At 45.8% G+C, this 16,314-nt stretch carries 9 protein-coding genes; all 9 read left to right on the forward strand.

Annotated features, from left to right (window positions below; genetic code table 11):
* Positions 1-27 precede the first annotated feature (27 nt).
* The 9 genes from RIL182_RS07545 (at position 28) to RIL182_RS07585 (ending at position 16,294) form a co-directional block, all read left to right on the forward strand.
* Entirely contained in the window at positions 28-1,515 is a 1,488-nt protein-coding gene (locus RIL182_RS07545) for an AAA family ATPase (RefSeq protein WP_006858585.1), read from the forward strand.
* 45 nt (positions 1,516-1,560) lie between these two features.
* Positions 1,561-3,012 (forward strand): nicotinate phosphoribosyltransferase, encoded by a 1,452-nt coding sequence (locus RIL182_RS07550; protein WP_006858586.1) that lies wholly within the window; start codon positions 1,561-1,563, stop codon positions 3,010-3,012.
* Between the two features lie 111 nt (positions 3,013-3,123).
* Positions 3,124-4,587 carry a Wadjet anti-phage system protein JetA family protein gene (locus tag RIL182_RS07555; protein ID WP_044999452.1) on the forward strand — a complete coding sequence of 488 codons (1,464 nt, stop codon included), beginning with the start codon at positions 3,124-3,126 and terminating at the stop codon, positions 4,585-4,587.
* Complete coding sequence (locus RIL182_RS07560) at positions 4,587-5,339, forward strand: DUF4194 domain-containing protein (protein WP_134523198.1); 753 nt, start codon at positions 4,587-4,589, stop codon at positions 5,337-5,339. The genes RIL182_RS07555 and RIL182_RS07560 overlap by 1 nt, the downstream gene beginning before the upstream one ends.
* Positions 5,314-8,670: an ATP-binding protein gene (locus tag RIL182_RS07565; protein WP_044999456.1), complete on the forward strand. Its 3,357-nt coding sequence runs from the start codon at positions 5,314-5,316 to the stop codon at positions 8,668-8,670. The genes RIL182_RS07560 and RIL182_RS07565 overlap by 26 nt, the downstream gene beginning before the upstream one ends.
* 4 nt (positions 8,671-8,674) lie before the next feature.
* The gene (locus RIL182_RS07570) at positions 8,675-10,378 is read left to right on the forward strand and encodes an ABC-ATPase domain-containing protein (RefSeq protein WP_006858589.1); all 1,704 of its coding nucleotides are present in this window, start codon (positions 8,675-8,677) and stop codon (positions 10,376-10,378) included.
* A 687-nt stretch (positions 10,379-11,065) separates the two neighbouring features.
* Positions 11,066-13,561: an excinuclease ABC subunit UvrA gene (locus tag RIL182_RS07575; protein WP_134523200.1), complete on the forward strand. Its 2,496-nt coding sequence runs from the start codon at positions 11,066-11,068 to the stop codon at positions 13,559-13,561.
* A gap of 263 nt (positions 13,562-13,824) precedes the next feature.
* Positions 13,825-15,246 (forward strand): magnesium transporter, encoded by a 1,422-nt coding sequence (mgtE, locus tag RIL182_RS07580; RefSeq protein ID WP_006858620.1) that lies wholly within the window; start codon positions 13,825-13,827, stop codon positions 15,244-15,246.
* A gap of 16 nt (positions 15,247-15,262) precedes the next feature.
* Positions 15,263-16,294 (forward strand): hypothetical protein, encoded by a 1,032-nt coding sequence (locus RIL182_RS07585; RefSeq protein ID WP_006858591.1) that lies wholly within the window; start codon positions 15,263-15,265, stop codon positions 16,292-16,294.
* The last annotated feature ends 20 nt before the right edge of the window (positions 16,295-16,314 follow it).

The following is a 16,314-nucleotide window of genomic DNA, read 5'->3' on the forward strand; positions in this document are numbered from 1 at the left end:
AACAAATAAAGAAATGAGATCTCAGAAATGAATATAAAACAGGCAAAAGAAGAAATTAAGCATACGGTAATGGCTTACCTTTCGAAGGATGAACAGGGAGAATACCGTATTCCTGTGATCAGGCAGCGACCGATCCTTTTGATGGGACCACCAGGCATCGGAAAGACACAGATCATGGAACAGATCGCCATGGAGTGTAAGATCGGTCTGGTCGCTTATACGATCACGCATCATACCAGACAGAGTGCAGTCGGACTTCCAATGATAAAAGAGGAATCTTTCGATGGAACAACGTATCCGGTCACGGAGTATACCATGAGTGAGATCATTGCAAGTATTTACCGTAAAATGAAAAAGACCGGGCAGAAAGAGGGAATCCTTTTTATTGATGAGATTAACTGCGTTTCGGAAACTTTAGCACCGACGATGCTGCAGTTTTTGCAGTGCAAGACATTTGGCAATCAGGCGATTCCGGAAGGCTGGCTGATCGTTGCAGCGGGAAATCCGCCGGAGTACAATAAGTCGGTGCGTGATTTTGATATGGTCACATTAGACCGCGTCCGTTATCTGAATATCGAGGCTGACTATAAAGTCTGGAAAGAATATGCGAGAGCGAAACATCTCCATAATGCCATCTTGAGTTATCTGGAACTGAGGCAGAGAAACTTCTACCGTGTGGAGGCAGATGTGGACGGCATCCGCTTTGTGACGGCGCGTGGCTGGGAGGATTTAAGCAGTCTGATGCAGGTTTACGAGGAGATGGATCTGCCGGTGGATGAGAGTGTCATCCGTGAATTTATCCATCACGAGGATGTGGCAGAGGATGCAGCAGCATATTTTGAACTGTACCGCAAGTACCGGGATGATTACGGGATCGCGGATATCCTTGCCGGAAAAGTAAGACCGGAGACCTTTGCAAGAATCTATGCGGCGGCATTCGATGAAAGACTGAGCGTGGTAAATCTGCTGCTTGACGGTCTGTCGGCATTTTTTGAAAAAGTGCAGGAAAACAAGCAGATCACGGATAACTGGTACGAATTTTTAAAAGAATATCAAAGAAGCCTCAAAGAAGGCGAGGTGCCGGTGGACTGCTATCAGGCATTGTTTGAGGAGAGAATGGCAGTGGTGGAAGCAGAGAAGCAGGCGGAAGTCTGCACCAGGGCACAGGCAGCCAGATGGGAACGTATTTTTGCGCTCTGGAAAGAAAATGTACCGAACGGCGGATTGGATGCAAAAAAGAGTTTTACACAGGCAAAAGCCGGATTTGACAGACAAAGAGAAACTTTAGAGAATGCGGAACAGGAAGCGGTGAATGCGTTAGAGCATGCATTTGATTTTATGGAACAGGCGTTTGAAAATGGTGAAGAGATGGTCGTGTTTGTGACAGAACTGACTTTAACACCCGAAGCGGCAATGTTTTTATCAGAGCATACCTGTGAGCGGTATATGACATATAACGAACAGCTTCTGATCGGAAAGAGAAAACGGGAAATCTTATCAGAACTGAATCGATAGGAAATACAGACTGCACAGAGAACAGTGCATGTATGGAGGATTAAGATGAAACAGAGTGAAACAAGAAATCTTACAATGATGATGGATCTGTATGAAATGACGATGGCAAATGGTTATTTCAACGATCAGGACAAGGATACCAGGGTAGCATTTGATGTATTTTACCGCAGTAATCCGGATGGTGGTGGATTTGCAATTTTTGCAGGATTAGAGCAGATTTTAGAGTACATTGAGAATCTTCATTTTGATGAGGAGGATATCGCCTATTTTCGTTCTCTCAACATTTTTACAGAAGATTTCCTTGCTTATCTGAAAGACTTTAAATTCAGCGGTGATATTTATGCGTTCAAAGAAGGAACGATCATGTATCCAAATGAGCCGATCATCACGGTGGTTGCACCGTTAATTGATGCACAGCTCATCGAGACCGCTTTGCTTGCGCAGGTGAATCATCAGTCCCTGATTGCGACAAAGACAAGACGTATTGTGAGTGCAGCAGAGGGACGGGCTGTTTCTGATTTTGGTGCGCGCCGTGCCCACAACATGGATGCTGCAGTCTATGGTGCGAGAGCCGCATATATCGGTGGCGCAGTCGGAACGGCAACCGTGCTTGCCGGTCAGATGTTTGATATCCCGGTCAGCGGAACCATGGCACATAGCTGGGTCATGTATTATAAAGATGAGTTTGAGGCATTTAAACACTATGCAGAGAATTATCCGGACGGAACGGTACTTTTAGTTGACACCTACGATGTCATCGGTTCCGGTATCCCGAATGCAATCCGTGTGGCAAAAGAAGTTTTAGAGCCGATGGGAAAGAGATTAAAGGGAATCCGTATCGACAGTGGTGACCTTGCATATCTTTCGAAAAAGATCCGTAAGATGTTAGATGATGCAGGATTAGAGGATTGTAAGATCGTTGTTTCTAATAGTCTTGATGAGTATACGATCACATCCATTTTACAGCAGGGCGGCAAGATCGACAGTTTCGGTGTCGGCGAGCGTCTGATCACTGCAAAATCCGATCCTGTTTTCGGTGCGGTATATAAGATCTCTGCAGTGGAAGAAAATGGTACATTTGCCCCGCGTATCAAAATCTCAGAAAATGTGGAGAAGATCACAAATCCGGGACTTAAAGATGTGTACCGTATCTATGATGAAGCAGGACATTCCGTTGCGGATCTGATCACAAAGGCAGGCGAGACGGTTGATATGTCCGCACCATACCGTTATGCAGATCCGGTAAAACCATGGAAAAACCGTTCTTTTGAAAACTGCACAGCGAAAAAACTTCAGCAGCAGGTCGTAAAGGAAGGAAAACGTATCGTGGAGCCGGAATCCTTAGAAGATATCAGAGCTTATGTGGAAAAACAGCTTAATACCGAAGTGTGGGAAGAAGAACAGCGTTTTGAAAATCCACATGAACATTATCTGGATATGAGCCCGGCATATTACGAGATGAAGATGGATATGCTGCATGAATCACGCACCAGATAAAGTGTGTGCAGACGGATATGCTGCATGCATTGTGCAAAAATAAGACGTGTGCAGATACAGATAAGCAGTGTATCATGAGATTGTAAGAAATGATAGTAAGGAAAGAATAACGTGAAATTGATATACGACATCCCAGCATCTTTCTGGGGATTGTTCCGGTCCGTAAACCGGGACATCTATATAGAAGCACTTCTGACCATCAATGACGAATACCAGTACAACAATTACTTTTTAAGCAGAGAAGCATGTGTCCAGATCTTAAGCGACATGTGCTCCTCTCGTCGTTATGCCTTTATGAGGGAGGATAACGAGACGGAGGAAGATGAGGAGACCGCATTGCCGGGGCGAATTTTAAACTGGCTGGTGCGTACAAAATGGCTTAGAAAAATTGAAGATTATGAGGCAATGACTACAAATATCGTCATACCGGATTATGCGGCAGTGATGATCGAGGCATTTGAAAAATTAGCGGACGAACCGTTAGATGACACGGATCTTTATATCCAGAATGTTTATGCGACTCTTTTTTCTTTTAAAAATGACCACCGCATGAATCTTACCATGTTAAAAACGGCGCTTGTCAATACGAAAAAGCTGAATAAGGCATTGCAGGACATGCTCCATAACATGGATAAATTTTTTGAGCGTCTCTTAAACAAACAGTCCTACGATGAACTTTTAAAGGAGCATTTAGAGGGCTATGTGGAGGAAGTAGTCAGACGCAAATACCATATTTTAAAGACGAGTGATAACTTTTATATCTATAAAATGGACATCAAACGCTGGCTGAAAGAAATGCGGGAAGATGATGCCTGGGTGGAGCGCATCCGGCAGAAACAGCGCATGGAGCAGAAAAATGCAGGAAGCAGGTCTTCTGTACTTGAACCGCAGCGGTCAGAAGAGGATCTGCCATTTTTACATGCGAGAAGAAACAGACAGGAAGATGTGTTGGATCTGATCGACCAGATCGAGCGTGGATTTGATGACATTGAACACCGGATCTCAAACATGGACAAAGAACACAGCAAGTATATCCGTGCAACTGTGAGCCGGTTAAATTATCTGCTCAGTGATGAGACAGAGCGTCACGGTATGCTGATCCTGCTTTTGAACAGACTTGGAGCGGCTGAGACGGAAAGTGAACAGAGTGAGATGTTAAAAGAAGTGGCGGGGCACATGAATCTGTCATCTTTTGATGTTTTGAGTGATAATCCTCTTTATAAGAGAAGACGCCGCAGAAAATTTGAGGATGATCTGCAGGAAGAAGAGGAAGATGCAGAGCTTTCCAGGGAGGATGTACTGCGCTTAAACAAGATTGAACACCGTTATACGGCAAAACAGATCGAAGAGTTCATCGAAGAGAAGATGACAGATGGTATTTTAGAAACAGAACATATGGATATAGCGGATGATGAGTCATTTGAAAAGCTGATCCTTGCCTATGATATCAGTATGCGCAAAAACAGCAGATACCGGGTACAGGTGGAGAATAGTCAGATTCAGAATGGCAATTATTGTTATCCGAAAATGACTTTTAGCACAAAGCAAAAATCAATAGAAAGTGAACAGAATTAATGTTTGAAGGTTACGAAGAGTTAAATGCGCAGGATGTGGAGCGGATGCAGGAAGTGATAAGAACATTGCTCTCCCAGACATTTCTGCCGGAACGAAAATATGATAAAAAATACGGACGCATGATGCCGGATCGCATGTATGATTTTTGCGACAGGCATTTGGAATTTCTGACGGAGTATTTTGCGGTTGCAGGGATAAAACTTTGTCAGGATACGGAGCTTGGCATCATTTATTTAGAGGGAGCAGACGGAATCGGTGAGAAACTGCCGAAACTTGCGACCATTTATCTGTTGCTGTTAAAACTGATCTATGATGAAAAAATGGCGGCTGTTTCTTCCAGTGTAAATGTAATAACGACGTTTGGAGAATTAAATGGAAAAGCGGGAGAATTCCGTCTCATCAAGGGACCGTCATCGATGACGGAGATCAAAAGAGCGTTTGCCATTCTGAAAAAATATCAGATGGTAGAGTTTCTGGATGTGTTTGACGAACAGCTTGAAAATACGAGGATCATGATCTATCCGTGTATCAATTTAGTATTGATGAGAGAAGATGTGAACGGGCTTCTTGGCAGTTTTTCCGATGAGGTAAAAGATAACGAGGTAGACGGGCAGGAGAATCTGGAGTGGAGCAGTGAGGAAACACTTTCAGAAAATGATATGACGGATGAAGAAAGTGATCTTGAACCAGAAGAAATGAATGTGGATGAGGAAGGAGAGACAGAAGATGGAACAGATGAATCAGGCATATAAAGTTTTTACCAGAATCTGCCTCAACAACTGGCATTATATTGACCGCAAGGTGTTAGGCTTAAATGAGAGCATCAACTTTTTTACCGGACATTCCGGCAGTGGAAAGTCCACCGTAATCGATGCGATGCAGATCGTGCTTTATGCGAACACGGATGGACGTGGATTTTTCAATAAGGCGGCGGCAGATGACTCTGACCGAAGCCTGATCGAGTACCTGCGTGGTATGATCAACATTGGTGAGAATAATCAGGCAGAGTATAAGCGAAACAAAAACTTTTCCACGACGATCGTTCTTGAGATGGAACAGACGATCACAAAAGAAAAAGAATGTATCGGTGTTGTGTTTGATGTGGAGACCGCTACCAATGAGATAAACAGGCTGTTTTTCTGGCATAAGGGCGAGCTGATCCCGGGGGATTACCGGACAGAGAGCCGTGCAATGACGATCGGTGAAGTGCGCAGCTATTTACAGCAGAATTTCCCCAAAGATGAGATGTTTTACACTTCTAATAATGAGAGATTCCGCAGAAACCTTTATGATGTCTATTTAGGCGGACTGGATATGGAAAAATTCCCGCGCCTGTTTAAGCGTGCGATCCCATTTAAAATGAATATCCGGTTAGAGGATTTTGTAAAAGAATATATCTGCATGGAGCAGGACATCCATATCGAGGACATGCAGGAGGGGGCGATGCTTTATGGCAGAATGTGCCGTAAGATCGAAGCCACGATGCAGGAAATCGAAGAATTAAAGCAGATCAGTGCACAGTATCAGGTGATGGAGGAGAAGAAAAAAGAACTGTTAAACTGCCGTTACCGGATGGACAAACTGACGATCTTACAGTTAGAGCAGACCATAGAGGAAATGCAGCAGCGTGTGGAAAACTGGAAAAAGGATGTCGTACTGCAGAATGAAAGTCTTACAGAATTGCTTCAGGTAAAAGAAAATTATGAAAAAGAATACGGCGAGATCAATGAGCAGATCGCCGGAACCGGTTATGCAAGATTAGAAGAGCAGTTAAAGAGTTTGGAAGAAAACCTAAGCCTTCTGGAGCGAAGTAAAAACAAGTGGGATGGTATCTGTGCAAGGTTAAACGGCTGGGAAGATGTAGATATTGTTTCGAACCAGATCTTATGGGATATCGAGAAGTTCAAAGAAGGCACGATCACCGGAGAGGAGATCGAACGTTTGAAACGAAGCCTGGTCGAAGTACAGAAAGAGGCAGAAAAGGACAGGCAGGAGGCTTCCTCGGAGATCCGTTCCATGAATAAAGAAGCGGATGTGTTAGAGAAAGAACTCACAGAGTTAAAACTTGGTAAAAAAGCATATCCGAGAGAGTTAGAACTTGCGAGATCCGAAATTGCAAGAAAACTTTCTGAACAGACCGGAAAAAATATCCAGGTCCGTATTTTTGCAGATCTCATTGATATTAAAGATGAAACATGGCGTAATGCGATCGAGGGTTATCTTTCCTGGAACAAACTTGCGCTGATCGTGGAGCCTGCCTATGTCAAACAGGCGATGGAAGTATACGAAACACTCGACGAGAAGCGTTTCTTCCGTGTATCTTTAGTGGATACGGAAAAGCTGATGCAGGAGGATTGGCGCGTAAAAGACAATGCGCTTGCGGAAGAAGTAGAAGCAAAAGAGCCATATGTGAGGGCATTTGTGGACTTCTTACTCGGAAATGTCATCAAGTGTACTTCGGTGGACGAACTGCGCCAGTGCAAGATCGGTGTGACGGCAGACTGTTTATTATACCAGAGTTATCAGTTACGCCGTTTAAATCCAGACAATTATAAGAAACATGTATATATTGGTGAAAAGAGTAAGAAACAGCGCCAGAAGGAACTTGCCGCCAGCCTTGAGAAATTAGAGCAGGACAGAGCGGAATATAAGGAGCGTGAGACAGAGGCGAGAAATATCCTTGCCCAGGAATTTTTAAATGATACGGTTGAGGAATACCAGAACCTGATCTTAGATCTTTCGGAGAAGAAGGAAAAAGAAAAACAGAAAATCAAAACAGAAAAGAAGATGGCAGAGATCGGTGCCGGTACTGTGGAAACCTTAAAGAAACAGGCGGAGGAGATCCACACAAAACAGAAAGAGTTAGAAGCAAAAATTGATGATTTAAAATACCAGATCCGGAAAAAAGAAGATGCCATTGAAAAGGACGGCAATGATTTCATCACAAGAAATGAAGAACTTCTTGCGAAAAAACGGGAACTCCGCGGTTCCATTGAAGCGGAGGAGGCATTTGAAGCCTACATTGCCGGGCAGAAAAATAAGAAGTATGACAGCATGAAAGCGGCGACGCAGGAGGATATGAATCAGGCGGCGGTGCAGTGCACAGAGCAGAAAAATAAGCTGGTCGATGTCCGCATGAATTATCTGCAGAATCACCCGAAGCGTGATTTTTCGGCGAGTGCGGAGAACAATGATGATTATGATAACCTGCTGTCGGAACTTTCCTGCAATGAGTTAGAGGAATACCAGAAAAAGGCAGCCGAGCAGGCAAAGGCAGCGGTAGAGCATTTTAAGGAGGATTTTGTATACAAGATCCGAAGTGCCATAAAAGAAGCATATGTGCGCAGGGATGAGTTAAACCGCATTATCCGCAACCTGAACTTTGGTAAAGACCGCTATCAGTTTAAAATAACAAGAAATAAGGGAGCAGACGGTGCATTTTATGACATGTTCATGGATGAGGATTTAGAGATCGATCCGTCCTCACTTGCGTCGCCGGTGGAACATCAGATGAACCTGTTTTCCATGGAACACGAGAACAAATATGGGATGCTCATGAGCGAGTTGATCCGCATCTTTATCCCACCGGAAAATGCATCCCAGCAGGAGCTTGATGAAGCAAAACAGAACATGGTGAAATATGCGGATTACCGTACCTACCTCTCCTTTGAGATGGAACAGATCGTGGAGGGGGACGAAAGGCTTGTCATTGGTCTTAGCAAAATGATCAAGAAAAATTCCGGTGGAGAGGGTCAGAACCCGCTTTACATTGCACTGCTTGCAAGTTTTGCACAGGCGTACCACATCAATCTGTCTGCAAGACTGACAAGACGCCCGACGATCCGGCTTGTTGTGTTAGACGAGGCGTTTTCCAAGATGGATGCCGAGAAGGTGGCAAGCTGTATCGAGCTCATCCGCGGACTCGGTTTCCAGGCGATCATCAGTGCGACGAACGACAAGATTCAGAACTATATTGAAAATGTAGATAAGACATTTGTTTATGCGAATCCGAATAAGAAGAGCATATCGATCCAGGAGTTTGAGAAGAAGGATTTTTCACAGCTGGTTGTGGAGGAGGAGTAAGACTATGCAGACATCGGCAGAGTTAAAAAATTTATTACAGCGTATCGATCATAAGGGATATCCGGCATATAAGGACACAAGAGGTTCTTATGAATTTCCGGGATATGTGCTTTCCATTGACCATGTGCAGGGAGATCCGTTTGCAGCACCGTCGAAGGTAAGTATCCATGTCCGCGGGAAACAGGCGGGATTCCCGGAACATCTTTATCAGAAAGACTGCAGAAGGACCGCCGTGCAGGATTATCTGCTGCGCCAGTTTGCGCGCCAGGTCGAGAAAGTTTCCTTTAAAGCGAAAGGATCTGGAAAGAGCGGCCTTATGGCGGTCAGCTGTCCGGGACAGGAAGTGTTAGAGCGCAGTGCCTGCCAGATGGATGCAAAGAACGGCGATATCGTGCTGCGTATGGAGATCGGTTTCCCGGCAAACGGGAGAACGGTCAATTCCAGGGAGTTAGAAAAGATCTTCTTCGATTTCCTGCCGGAGTGCGTAAAAGGCTCCCTTTATTTCCGTTCCCTGAGAAAAGAAGCGGTGGAGGCAGCCGCAGATCTCGCCGAGGATCAGGCGTATATCAGGGAGCAGTTAGATCCGAGGGGACTCTGTGCGTTTGTGGCGGACGGTGCAATCCTGCCGCGGGAGTCCGGTGTCTCCGGCAGACCGATGAAAGATGCGGTGCGTTTTCAGTCACCGGAAAGTCTCTCCGTCACGCTGACGCTGCCGCACCACGGAAAACTGACCGGAATGGGAATAAAGAAGGGCATCACGCTGATCGTCGGCGGTGGTTACCATGGAAAATCAACACTGTTAAAAGCGCTTGAGACAGGTGTCTATAACCACATTGCAGGGGATGGCAGGGAGTATGTCATCACGGACGATACAGCAATGAAGATCCGTGCCGAGGATGGAAGAAGCATCCGTGACGTGGATATTTCCATGTTTATCCATGACCTGCCAAACGGGAAAGATACGGTATCCTTTTATACGGAGGATGCCAGCGGGAGTACTTCCCAGGCAGCAAATGTGATCGAGGCGATGGAGGCAGGCACAAGAGCATTTCTGATCGACGAGGATACCAGTGCAACGAATTTTATGATCCGTGACGAACTGATGCAGCGCGTGGTCAACCGTGATGCCGAGCCGATCGTGCCTTTTATTGACCGGGTAGAGGAGCTGTATCACACATACGGTATCTCGACGGTCCTTGTTGCCGGAAGCTCCGGTTCCTATTTTCACAAGGCGGACTGCATCATCCAGATGAACCGTTACGAGCCGTTTGAGATCACAGAGTCAGCAAAGCAGGCAGCGGCAGAGTTCCCGCTTCCAAAACAGGACATTGCCCAGTCAAAGCAGCCTGATTTTGACAGAAAAATAAAGCCGGACCGGATGTTTCAAGAGGACAACCGCTTAAAGATGAAAACGATGGGAAGGGATTCCATCTCTATCAACCGGGAAGTCATTGACGTCCGCTATGTGGAACAGCTTATGGACACGGAGCAGCTTGCAGCACTCGGATATATGTTAAAATATATGCAGATCCACTTTTTTGATGGAAAACACACCCTGACACAGGCAGTCGATGCGCTTTGGGATGTTTTGCAGAAGAAGGGGATCGCAGCAGTCTGCGAGAGTAGTTATCTGCCGTGCGGACTTGCGATGCCAAGAAAGCAGGAAGTGTTTGCGTGCGTGAACCGGTATCGGAGGCTGGGGCTGTAGGGATGAGGCATTGTTAGAGATATGCCGGAACAGCAAAAAATAATCTCCCTTCTGTTGGATTACTTAACAGTGTTGGTTTTCAACTGGTTGGAACAGAGCAGATTTCGTTTCATAAAGACAGTGAAGGAAATGATATTTATTTTGAAGGTGGAAATTTTGTGAAGGAACTGTGCTGAGCGGCATCTTGTGTCTGTCAGTTTTTTGTGATGGTGGAAAAAGGCAGAGCTGTTTGGACTTGTTATGAAAAAACTGGAATAGATTAGAGAGGGGGGAAAATATGAGGTATTTACCGATATTGGGAGAACTCTTTGCGTCTGATACGATCATCTTTTTATTGATCGGTTTTGTGATCTTTTGGAACTGATACTGTTGTTTGCAGGCACGATTGCGCTTGGTGGAATACTGGACTTTTTCGCCGGGATTGTTGTGTCTGGAGTGCGGAAGTGTTGATAGGATTGTGGCGGGAAATGAAAGTGTTGTTAGGGATATTTTAGCGCAAACGCCAGCGGACGTCTGCGGAAAGTGATCGATGACAATGCAGGGTTGACCGAAAATTTTCTGGCACATCAGCTTCCTGACCTGACCGGGGCAGTGGTAATGCTGGTCGCAGTGTTTGTACTGATCTTTTAAAAATTTCCATGCTGCGATCGGTGAGCAGGATAAGACGAATAAATAAGGAGTACCATCATGGAAACCAACCATAATGAACCAAAATATATCGGGGTAAAAGGGGCGAGAGTCCACAACCTGAAAAATGTAAATGTGGATGTACCTCTGCATCAGATTGTGGGGGTTGCAGGTGTCTCCGGTTCGGGCAAATCTTCGCTGGCACTTGGTGTTTTGTATGCAGAGGGTTCCAGACGATATCTGGAGTCACTTTCTACTTATACAAGAAGGCGTATGACAGGAGCGGCAAAAGCACAGGTGGACGAGGTGTTATATGTCCCGGCAGCTTTAGCACTCCATCAGCGTCCGGGAATACCGGGGATCCGCAGTACGTTTGGAACCGGAACCGAACTTTTGAACAGCTTAAGGCTGATGTATTCGAGACTGGCATCCCACCGCTGTCCGAATGGACATTACATAGAGCCTACGTTAAAAGTAGCGGCAGAGCAGGAAATCTTATGTCCGGTGTGCGGGGAAAAAGTACATGCACCGAGTGCGGAAGAACTTGCCTTTAATTCACAGGGGGCGTGTCAAAGATGCGGCGGTACGGGAAGTGTGCGGACAGTGGATTTTGATTCGCTGGTGCCGGACGATTCGATCAGCATTGATGAGGGAGCGGTCGCACCGTGGAACAGTCTGATGTGGTCACTGATGACAGATGTCTGCCGTGAGATGGGTGTGCGCACGGATGTCCCATTCCGGGAACTGACAGACGAGGAGAAAGAGATCGTCTATCACGGCCCGGCTGAGAAAAAACATATTTTTTATAAGGCAAAAAAATCCAACCAGGCGGGTGAACTGGATTTTACCTATTATAATGCCGTTTACACCGTGGAAAATGCGCTTGCAAAAGTAAAAGATGAGAAGGGCATGAAGCGCGTGGAAAAATTTTTAAAGGAAGATATCTGTCCGGAATGTGGCGGCAGCAGGCTTTCTGAAGCTGCGAGAGCACCAAGGCTCCGTGGGATAAGTCTGGATGAAGCCTGCAAAATGACCTTAAAAGAACTGGTGGACTGGGTGGCAGGAGTGCCGGATTCCCTGCCGGAAGAAATGCGTCCCATGGCAGAATCCATCTGTGAATCGTTTCAGGCCGTTGCGAAAAGGCTGATGGATCTGGGACTTTCTTATCTGTCGCTTGACCGGACGGCCTCAACATTGTCGACCGGAGAGAGGCAGCGGATGCAGCTTGCCAGAGCGGTACGAAACCGCACGACAGGCGTTTTGTATGTGTTAGATGAGCCTTCGATCGGTCTGCACCCGTCGAATATCAAAGGGCTTAATGCCGTGATGCATGATCTGGTCGCGGACGGCAATTCCGTTCTTCTGGTAGACCACGATACACAGATATTATCGGAGGCGGACTGGCTGATCGAGATGGGACCCGAAGCCGGTGTGGGAGGCGGATATGTGATCGCGGAGGGCAGCATTCCGCAGATTATTTCCAATAAAAAATCCATGATCGGTCCTTTTCTGGCGAAAACGGCAGATATGCATGTCCGCACACAGGCAGGGAAAGAGGAAGTTTTTACACTTGGAAAATTGCATCTGTCTACGGATAACATTCACACGGTAAAGCCATTGGAAGTGGATATTCCAAAGGGCAGACTTACCGTGGTGACCGGTGTTTCCGGTTCGGGGAAGACCACGATGGTTTTAGAGAGTCTGATTCCGGGACTGGAAGCCTCTTTTTGCGGGGAACATCTGCCGAAACATGTGAAGAGTATTTCGGCGGAAGGAATTGCCCATGTGAAACTGATCGATGCCTCACCGATCGGTATCAATGTCCGTTCAACGGTGGCAACTTATGCAAACATACATGATGAACTCCGCAAAATCTATGCAAAAACAGCGGATGCGAAAGACCGGAAATACAAAGCGGGGGATTTTTCCTACAATACTGGAAAGCTGCGCTGCCCGGTCTGCGACGGAACCGGGCAGATCAGTCTGGATGTACAGTTTTTACCGGATGTGGACATCCCATGCCCGGAATGTGGCGGTTCCCGGTACGCGAAAGAGGCATGGCAGATCAGCTATGAAAATAAACAGGGAAACAGGTATTCCCTGCCGGAACTGATGGAGATGGATGTCAATACGGCGCTGCAGGCAGTCAAGGATCTGAAACTGGTGCACCAGAGGCTTGGTGTCCTGAAAAATTTAGGACTTGGATATCTGACGCTGGGGGAGGAAACACCGAGTCTTTCCGGCGGCGAGGCACAGAGACTGAAACTTGCCAGTGAAATGGGAAAAGGACAGTCGGATTCTGTCTTTGTGTTTGATGAGCCGACCATCGGACTGCATCCGTTGGATGTACAGACGTTACTTGGCGTATTTCAGGCGCTGGTCGATAACGGGGCGACTGTGCTCGTCATTGAACATGATCTGGATGTGATCCGAAATGCAGATTATATCATTGATATGGGCCCCGGCGGTGGAGAGGAGGGCGGCAGAGTGGTCGCCTGCGGGACACCGGAGCAGATTGCAGCGAATGAGGAGAGTGTTACGGGGAAATATCTATAAAGAATAGGGGTTGCGTTTCTCATTCATTTCTGCTACAATGACCACGTCATTTTCAGACATATCAAAATTCAAATTTTAATGGAGGTGAATTTTCATGGACAGTTGCGATAGCGTAGGACGAAGTAAAATATGCGATGTACGAAGATGTAAAAAAAGAATGTGGCTGTCTGTGAAAGTCTGACCGCCATATTCTATATTGTTGTGCACCTTTTTATACATCGCATCAGAGGATCCTTGCAATCACAATGAAGCGATGTATTTTTATGCCCATTTCAGGCGAAAAGGAGGTCACAATGAGAAAAGTATTAATCCCGAAAAAAGACTATGTAAAAGAACTGATAAAGATCATCCGTGTTACAAAAGATGAGCAGAAATTACGGAATCTGCTGTCAGATTATCATGAGAAAGATATCGCGGAGGCAATCACATTTCTGACGGAGACTGAGCGGAAGCATCTCTACCGTGTGCTCGGCTCTGAAAGGATCGCAGAGATAATTTCCTATTTTGATGATGCGGAAATGTACTTGGAGGAACTGTCTTTAGAGCAGGCAGCAAAAGTAATTTCCTACATGGATGCAGATGATGCACTTGACGTGTTAGATGATCTGTCCGAGTCAAAGAAAAATGAGATCGTGAGCCATCTGGATGCGGACGCACAGAAAGATGTGCAGAAACTGCTCTCCTATGAGGAGGATGAGATTGGAAGCTGCATGACGAACAACTTTGTCTGTATTTCAGAGGAGCTGTCCGTCCGGGAAGCGATGAGCGAACTGGTCCGCCAGGCGGGGGAACATGATAATATTTCAACGATTTATGTTACCGATACAGAGGAAAAATTTGCCGGTGCGATCGATCTGAAAGACCTGATCATCGCGAGAGAAAATACACCTCTGCAGGAGATCGTCAGCAGTTCCTATCCGTATGTGTATGAACATGAAAATATCAGTGAATGTGTGGAAAAGATTGCAGATTATGAGGAGGATTCCATCCCGGTACTGACACAGGATGGAAAGATAGCCGGTATTCTGACTGCAACAGATATCGTGGAGTTAGTAGATGATGCGATGGGAGATGACTATGCAAAACTTGCAGGTCTGACCTCCGAGGAGGATTTAAAGGAACCGACGATCGTGAGTATGAAAAAGAGACTGCCATGGCTGATCATATTGTTGTTCCTTGGGATGGCAGTGTCCTCTGTTGTCGGAATATTTGAATCTGTGGTTGCAGTTCTGCCGATCGTGATCTGCTTTCAGTCGCTGGTGCTTGATATGGCAGGAAATGTTGGTACGCAGTCGCTTGCAGTAACGATCCGTGTACTTGTGGATGAGGATTTAGATACCAGAAAAAAACTGGCTCTTCTTGGAAAAGAAATGAAGATCGGCTTTTTGAATGGAGCGAGCCTTGGCGTCATGGCACTTGTATTTCTTGGCATTTACATCCACCTGTTCAAAAAATATGCCTGGATGTCAGCATTCCTGATTTCCGGGTGCGTTGGGATTTCTCTGGTCGTTGCGATGGTAATCTCTGGTTTTGTAGGTACGATCATCCCGATGTTCTTCCACAAGATCCATATTGATCCGGCAGTTGCATCCGGTCCGCTGATCACGACGGTGAATGATCTGGTTGCAGTAATCACTTATTATGGATTGGCGATGGTATTTCTGATCGATATTTTTCATATTTAGGAGGAACGGAGATATTATGAATACACAAAATTTAAGAACCCTTTTTCCAACTGTAACGAAACAAAAAATACTGAATCTGTCATATGGCGAGGGAGAACATTATACAGTGCTTCCCATGATTGCCCAAAAAGAGGATACATTTTATCTGTGGGAAATTTCAGCCATGTCGGAACAGGAATATGAACACAGAAACGGAACATACAAAGAAGCGAAGACAAACCGGGCAGAGTTAAAGCAGAATCTGGAAGAAGCAGACCAGGTGTGGATCGAAAAAATTGTAAGCGGTGGCTGCTGTTTTGAGGCCGCTTCAGCAACAGGCACCTGTCTTGGCGAGCGATATAATATAGAGGAACAGATACAGTTTTTATATATGCTTGGACAGGGAGCGGAGTTGGGGGAGTTAGAACAGGTGGAGCTTGACAGGCTGTTTATCACCTGCTATGAACTGACGGGAAAAGACGGGCAGAAATTATCCGAAGAAGCATTTTGGAATATGGGAAATGAGGATGTTACGGTTACGCTGTCAGAACAGCACCGATCTGTTCTGGTACAAAAAAGATTCCGCTTAAAGATCGGGGAATATGCAAAACCCAAAGTGCTCCATCTGACCGGAGAGGCAGAAAGCAGTGTTTATATTCATGGCATCCGGTTCCATGATGTCTGGAAAGAGGCGGAGACACGTTTTGAAGATAAACGATATCTGGAACATTTCAGCAAAGAACAGATTGCACAGATGAAACGGGAATTTATGGAACTTCTGCCGCAGATATGTCCCAAAGGCTGTGTCCTGCCCATGATCGAATACGAGTGCGACAGGGATTATCAGATGCAGTTTTATACGACGGAATATCTGAAACGCGCACCAAAGCATCATTCTACGGCATTATTTTTCGCGATGCGTCCGGACACGCAGATTGGACCGATGGGATACAAAAACAGGGTATGTCAGTTAGAAGCAATGGAGGAAGGCTTTGAGGGAGAGATATCCGTTGAGATATTTTTGTGTCATAAAACAATACCGGGAGAAGAGAAAAAAGCAAGGCATTAATGCAAATTTTGTGTTATCAT

It is taken from the genome of Roseburia intestinalis L1-82, from assembly GCF_900537995.1.
Classification (GTDB): Bacteria; Bacillota; Clostridia; order Lachnospirales; family Lachnospiraceae; genus Roseburia; species Roseburia intestinalis.

Excerpts from the sequence above, each read along its gene's own strand:
- RIL182_RS07560 (WP_134523198.1), top strand. The coding sequence starts at position 4,587 with ATGTTTGAAGGTTACGAAGAGTTAAATGCGCAGGATGTGGAGCGGATG.
- RIL182_RS07585 (WP_006858591.1), top strand. The coding sequence starts at position 15,263 with ATGAATACACAAAATTTAAGAACCCTTTTTCCAACTGTAACGAAACAA.
- mgtE (WP_006858620.1), top strand. The coding sequence starts at position 13,825 with ATGCCCATTTCAGGCGAAAAGGAGGTCACAATGAGAAAAGTATTAATC.
- RIL182_RS07550 (WP_006858586.1), top strand. The coding sequence starts at position 1,561 with ATGAAACAGAGTGAAACAAGAAATCTTACAATGATGATGGATCTGTAT.
- RIL182_RS07570 (WP_006858589.1), top strand. The coding sequence starts at position 8,675 with ATGCAGACATCGGCAGAGTTAAAAAATTTATTACAGCGTATCGATCAT.
- RIL182_RS07565 (WP_044999456.1), top strand. The coding sequence starts at position 5,314 with ATGGAACAGATGAATCAGGCATATAAAGTTTTTACCAGAATCTGCCTC.
- RIL182_RS07575 (WP_134523200.1), top strand. The coding sequence starts at position 11,066 with ATGGAAACCAACCATAATGAACCAAAATATATCGGGGTAAAAGGGGCG.
- RIL182_RS07545 (WP_006858585.1), top strand. The coding sequence starts at position 28 with ATGAATATAAAACAGGCAAAAGAAGAAATTAAGCATACGGTAATGGCT.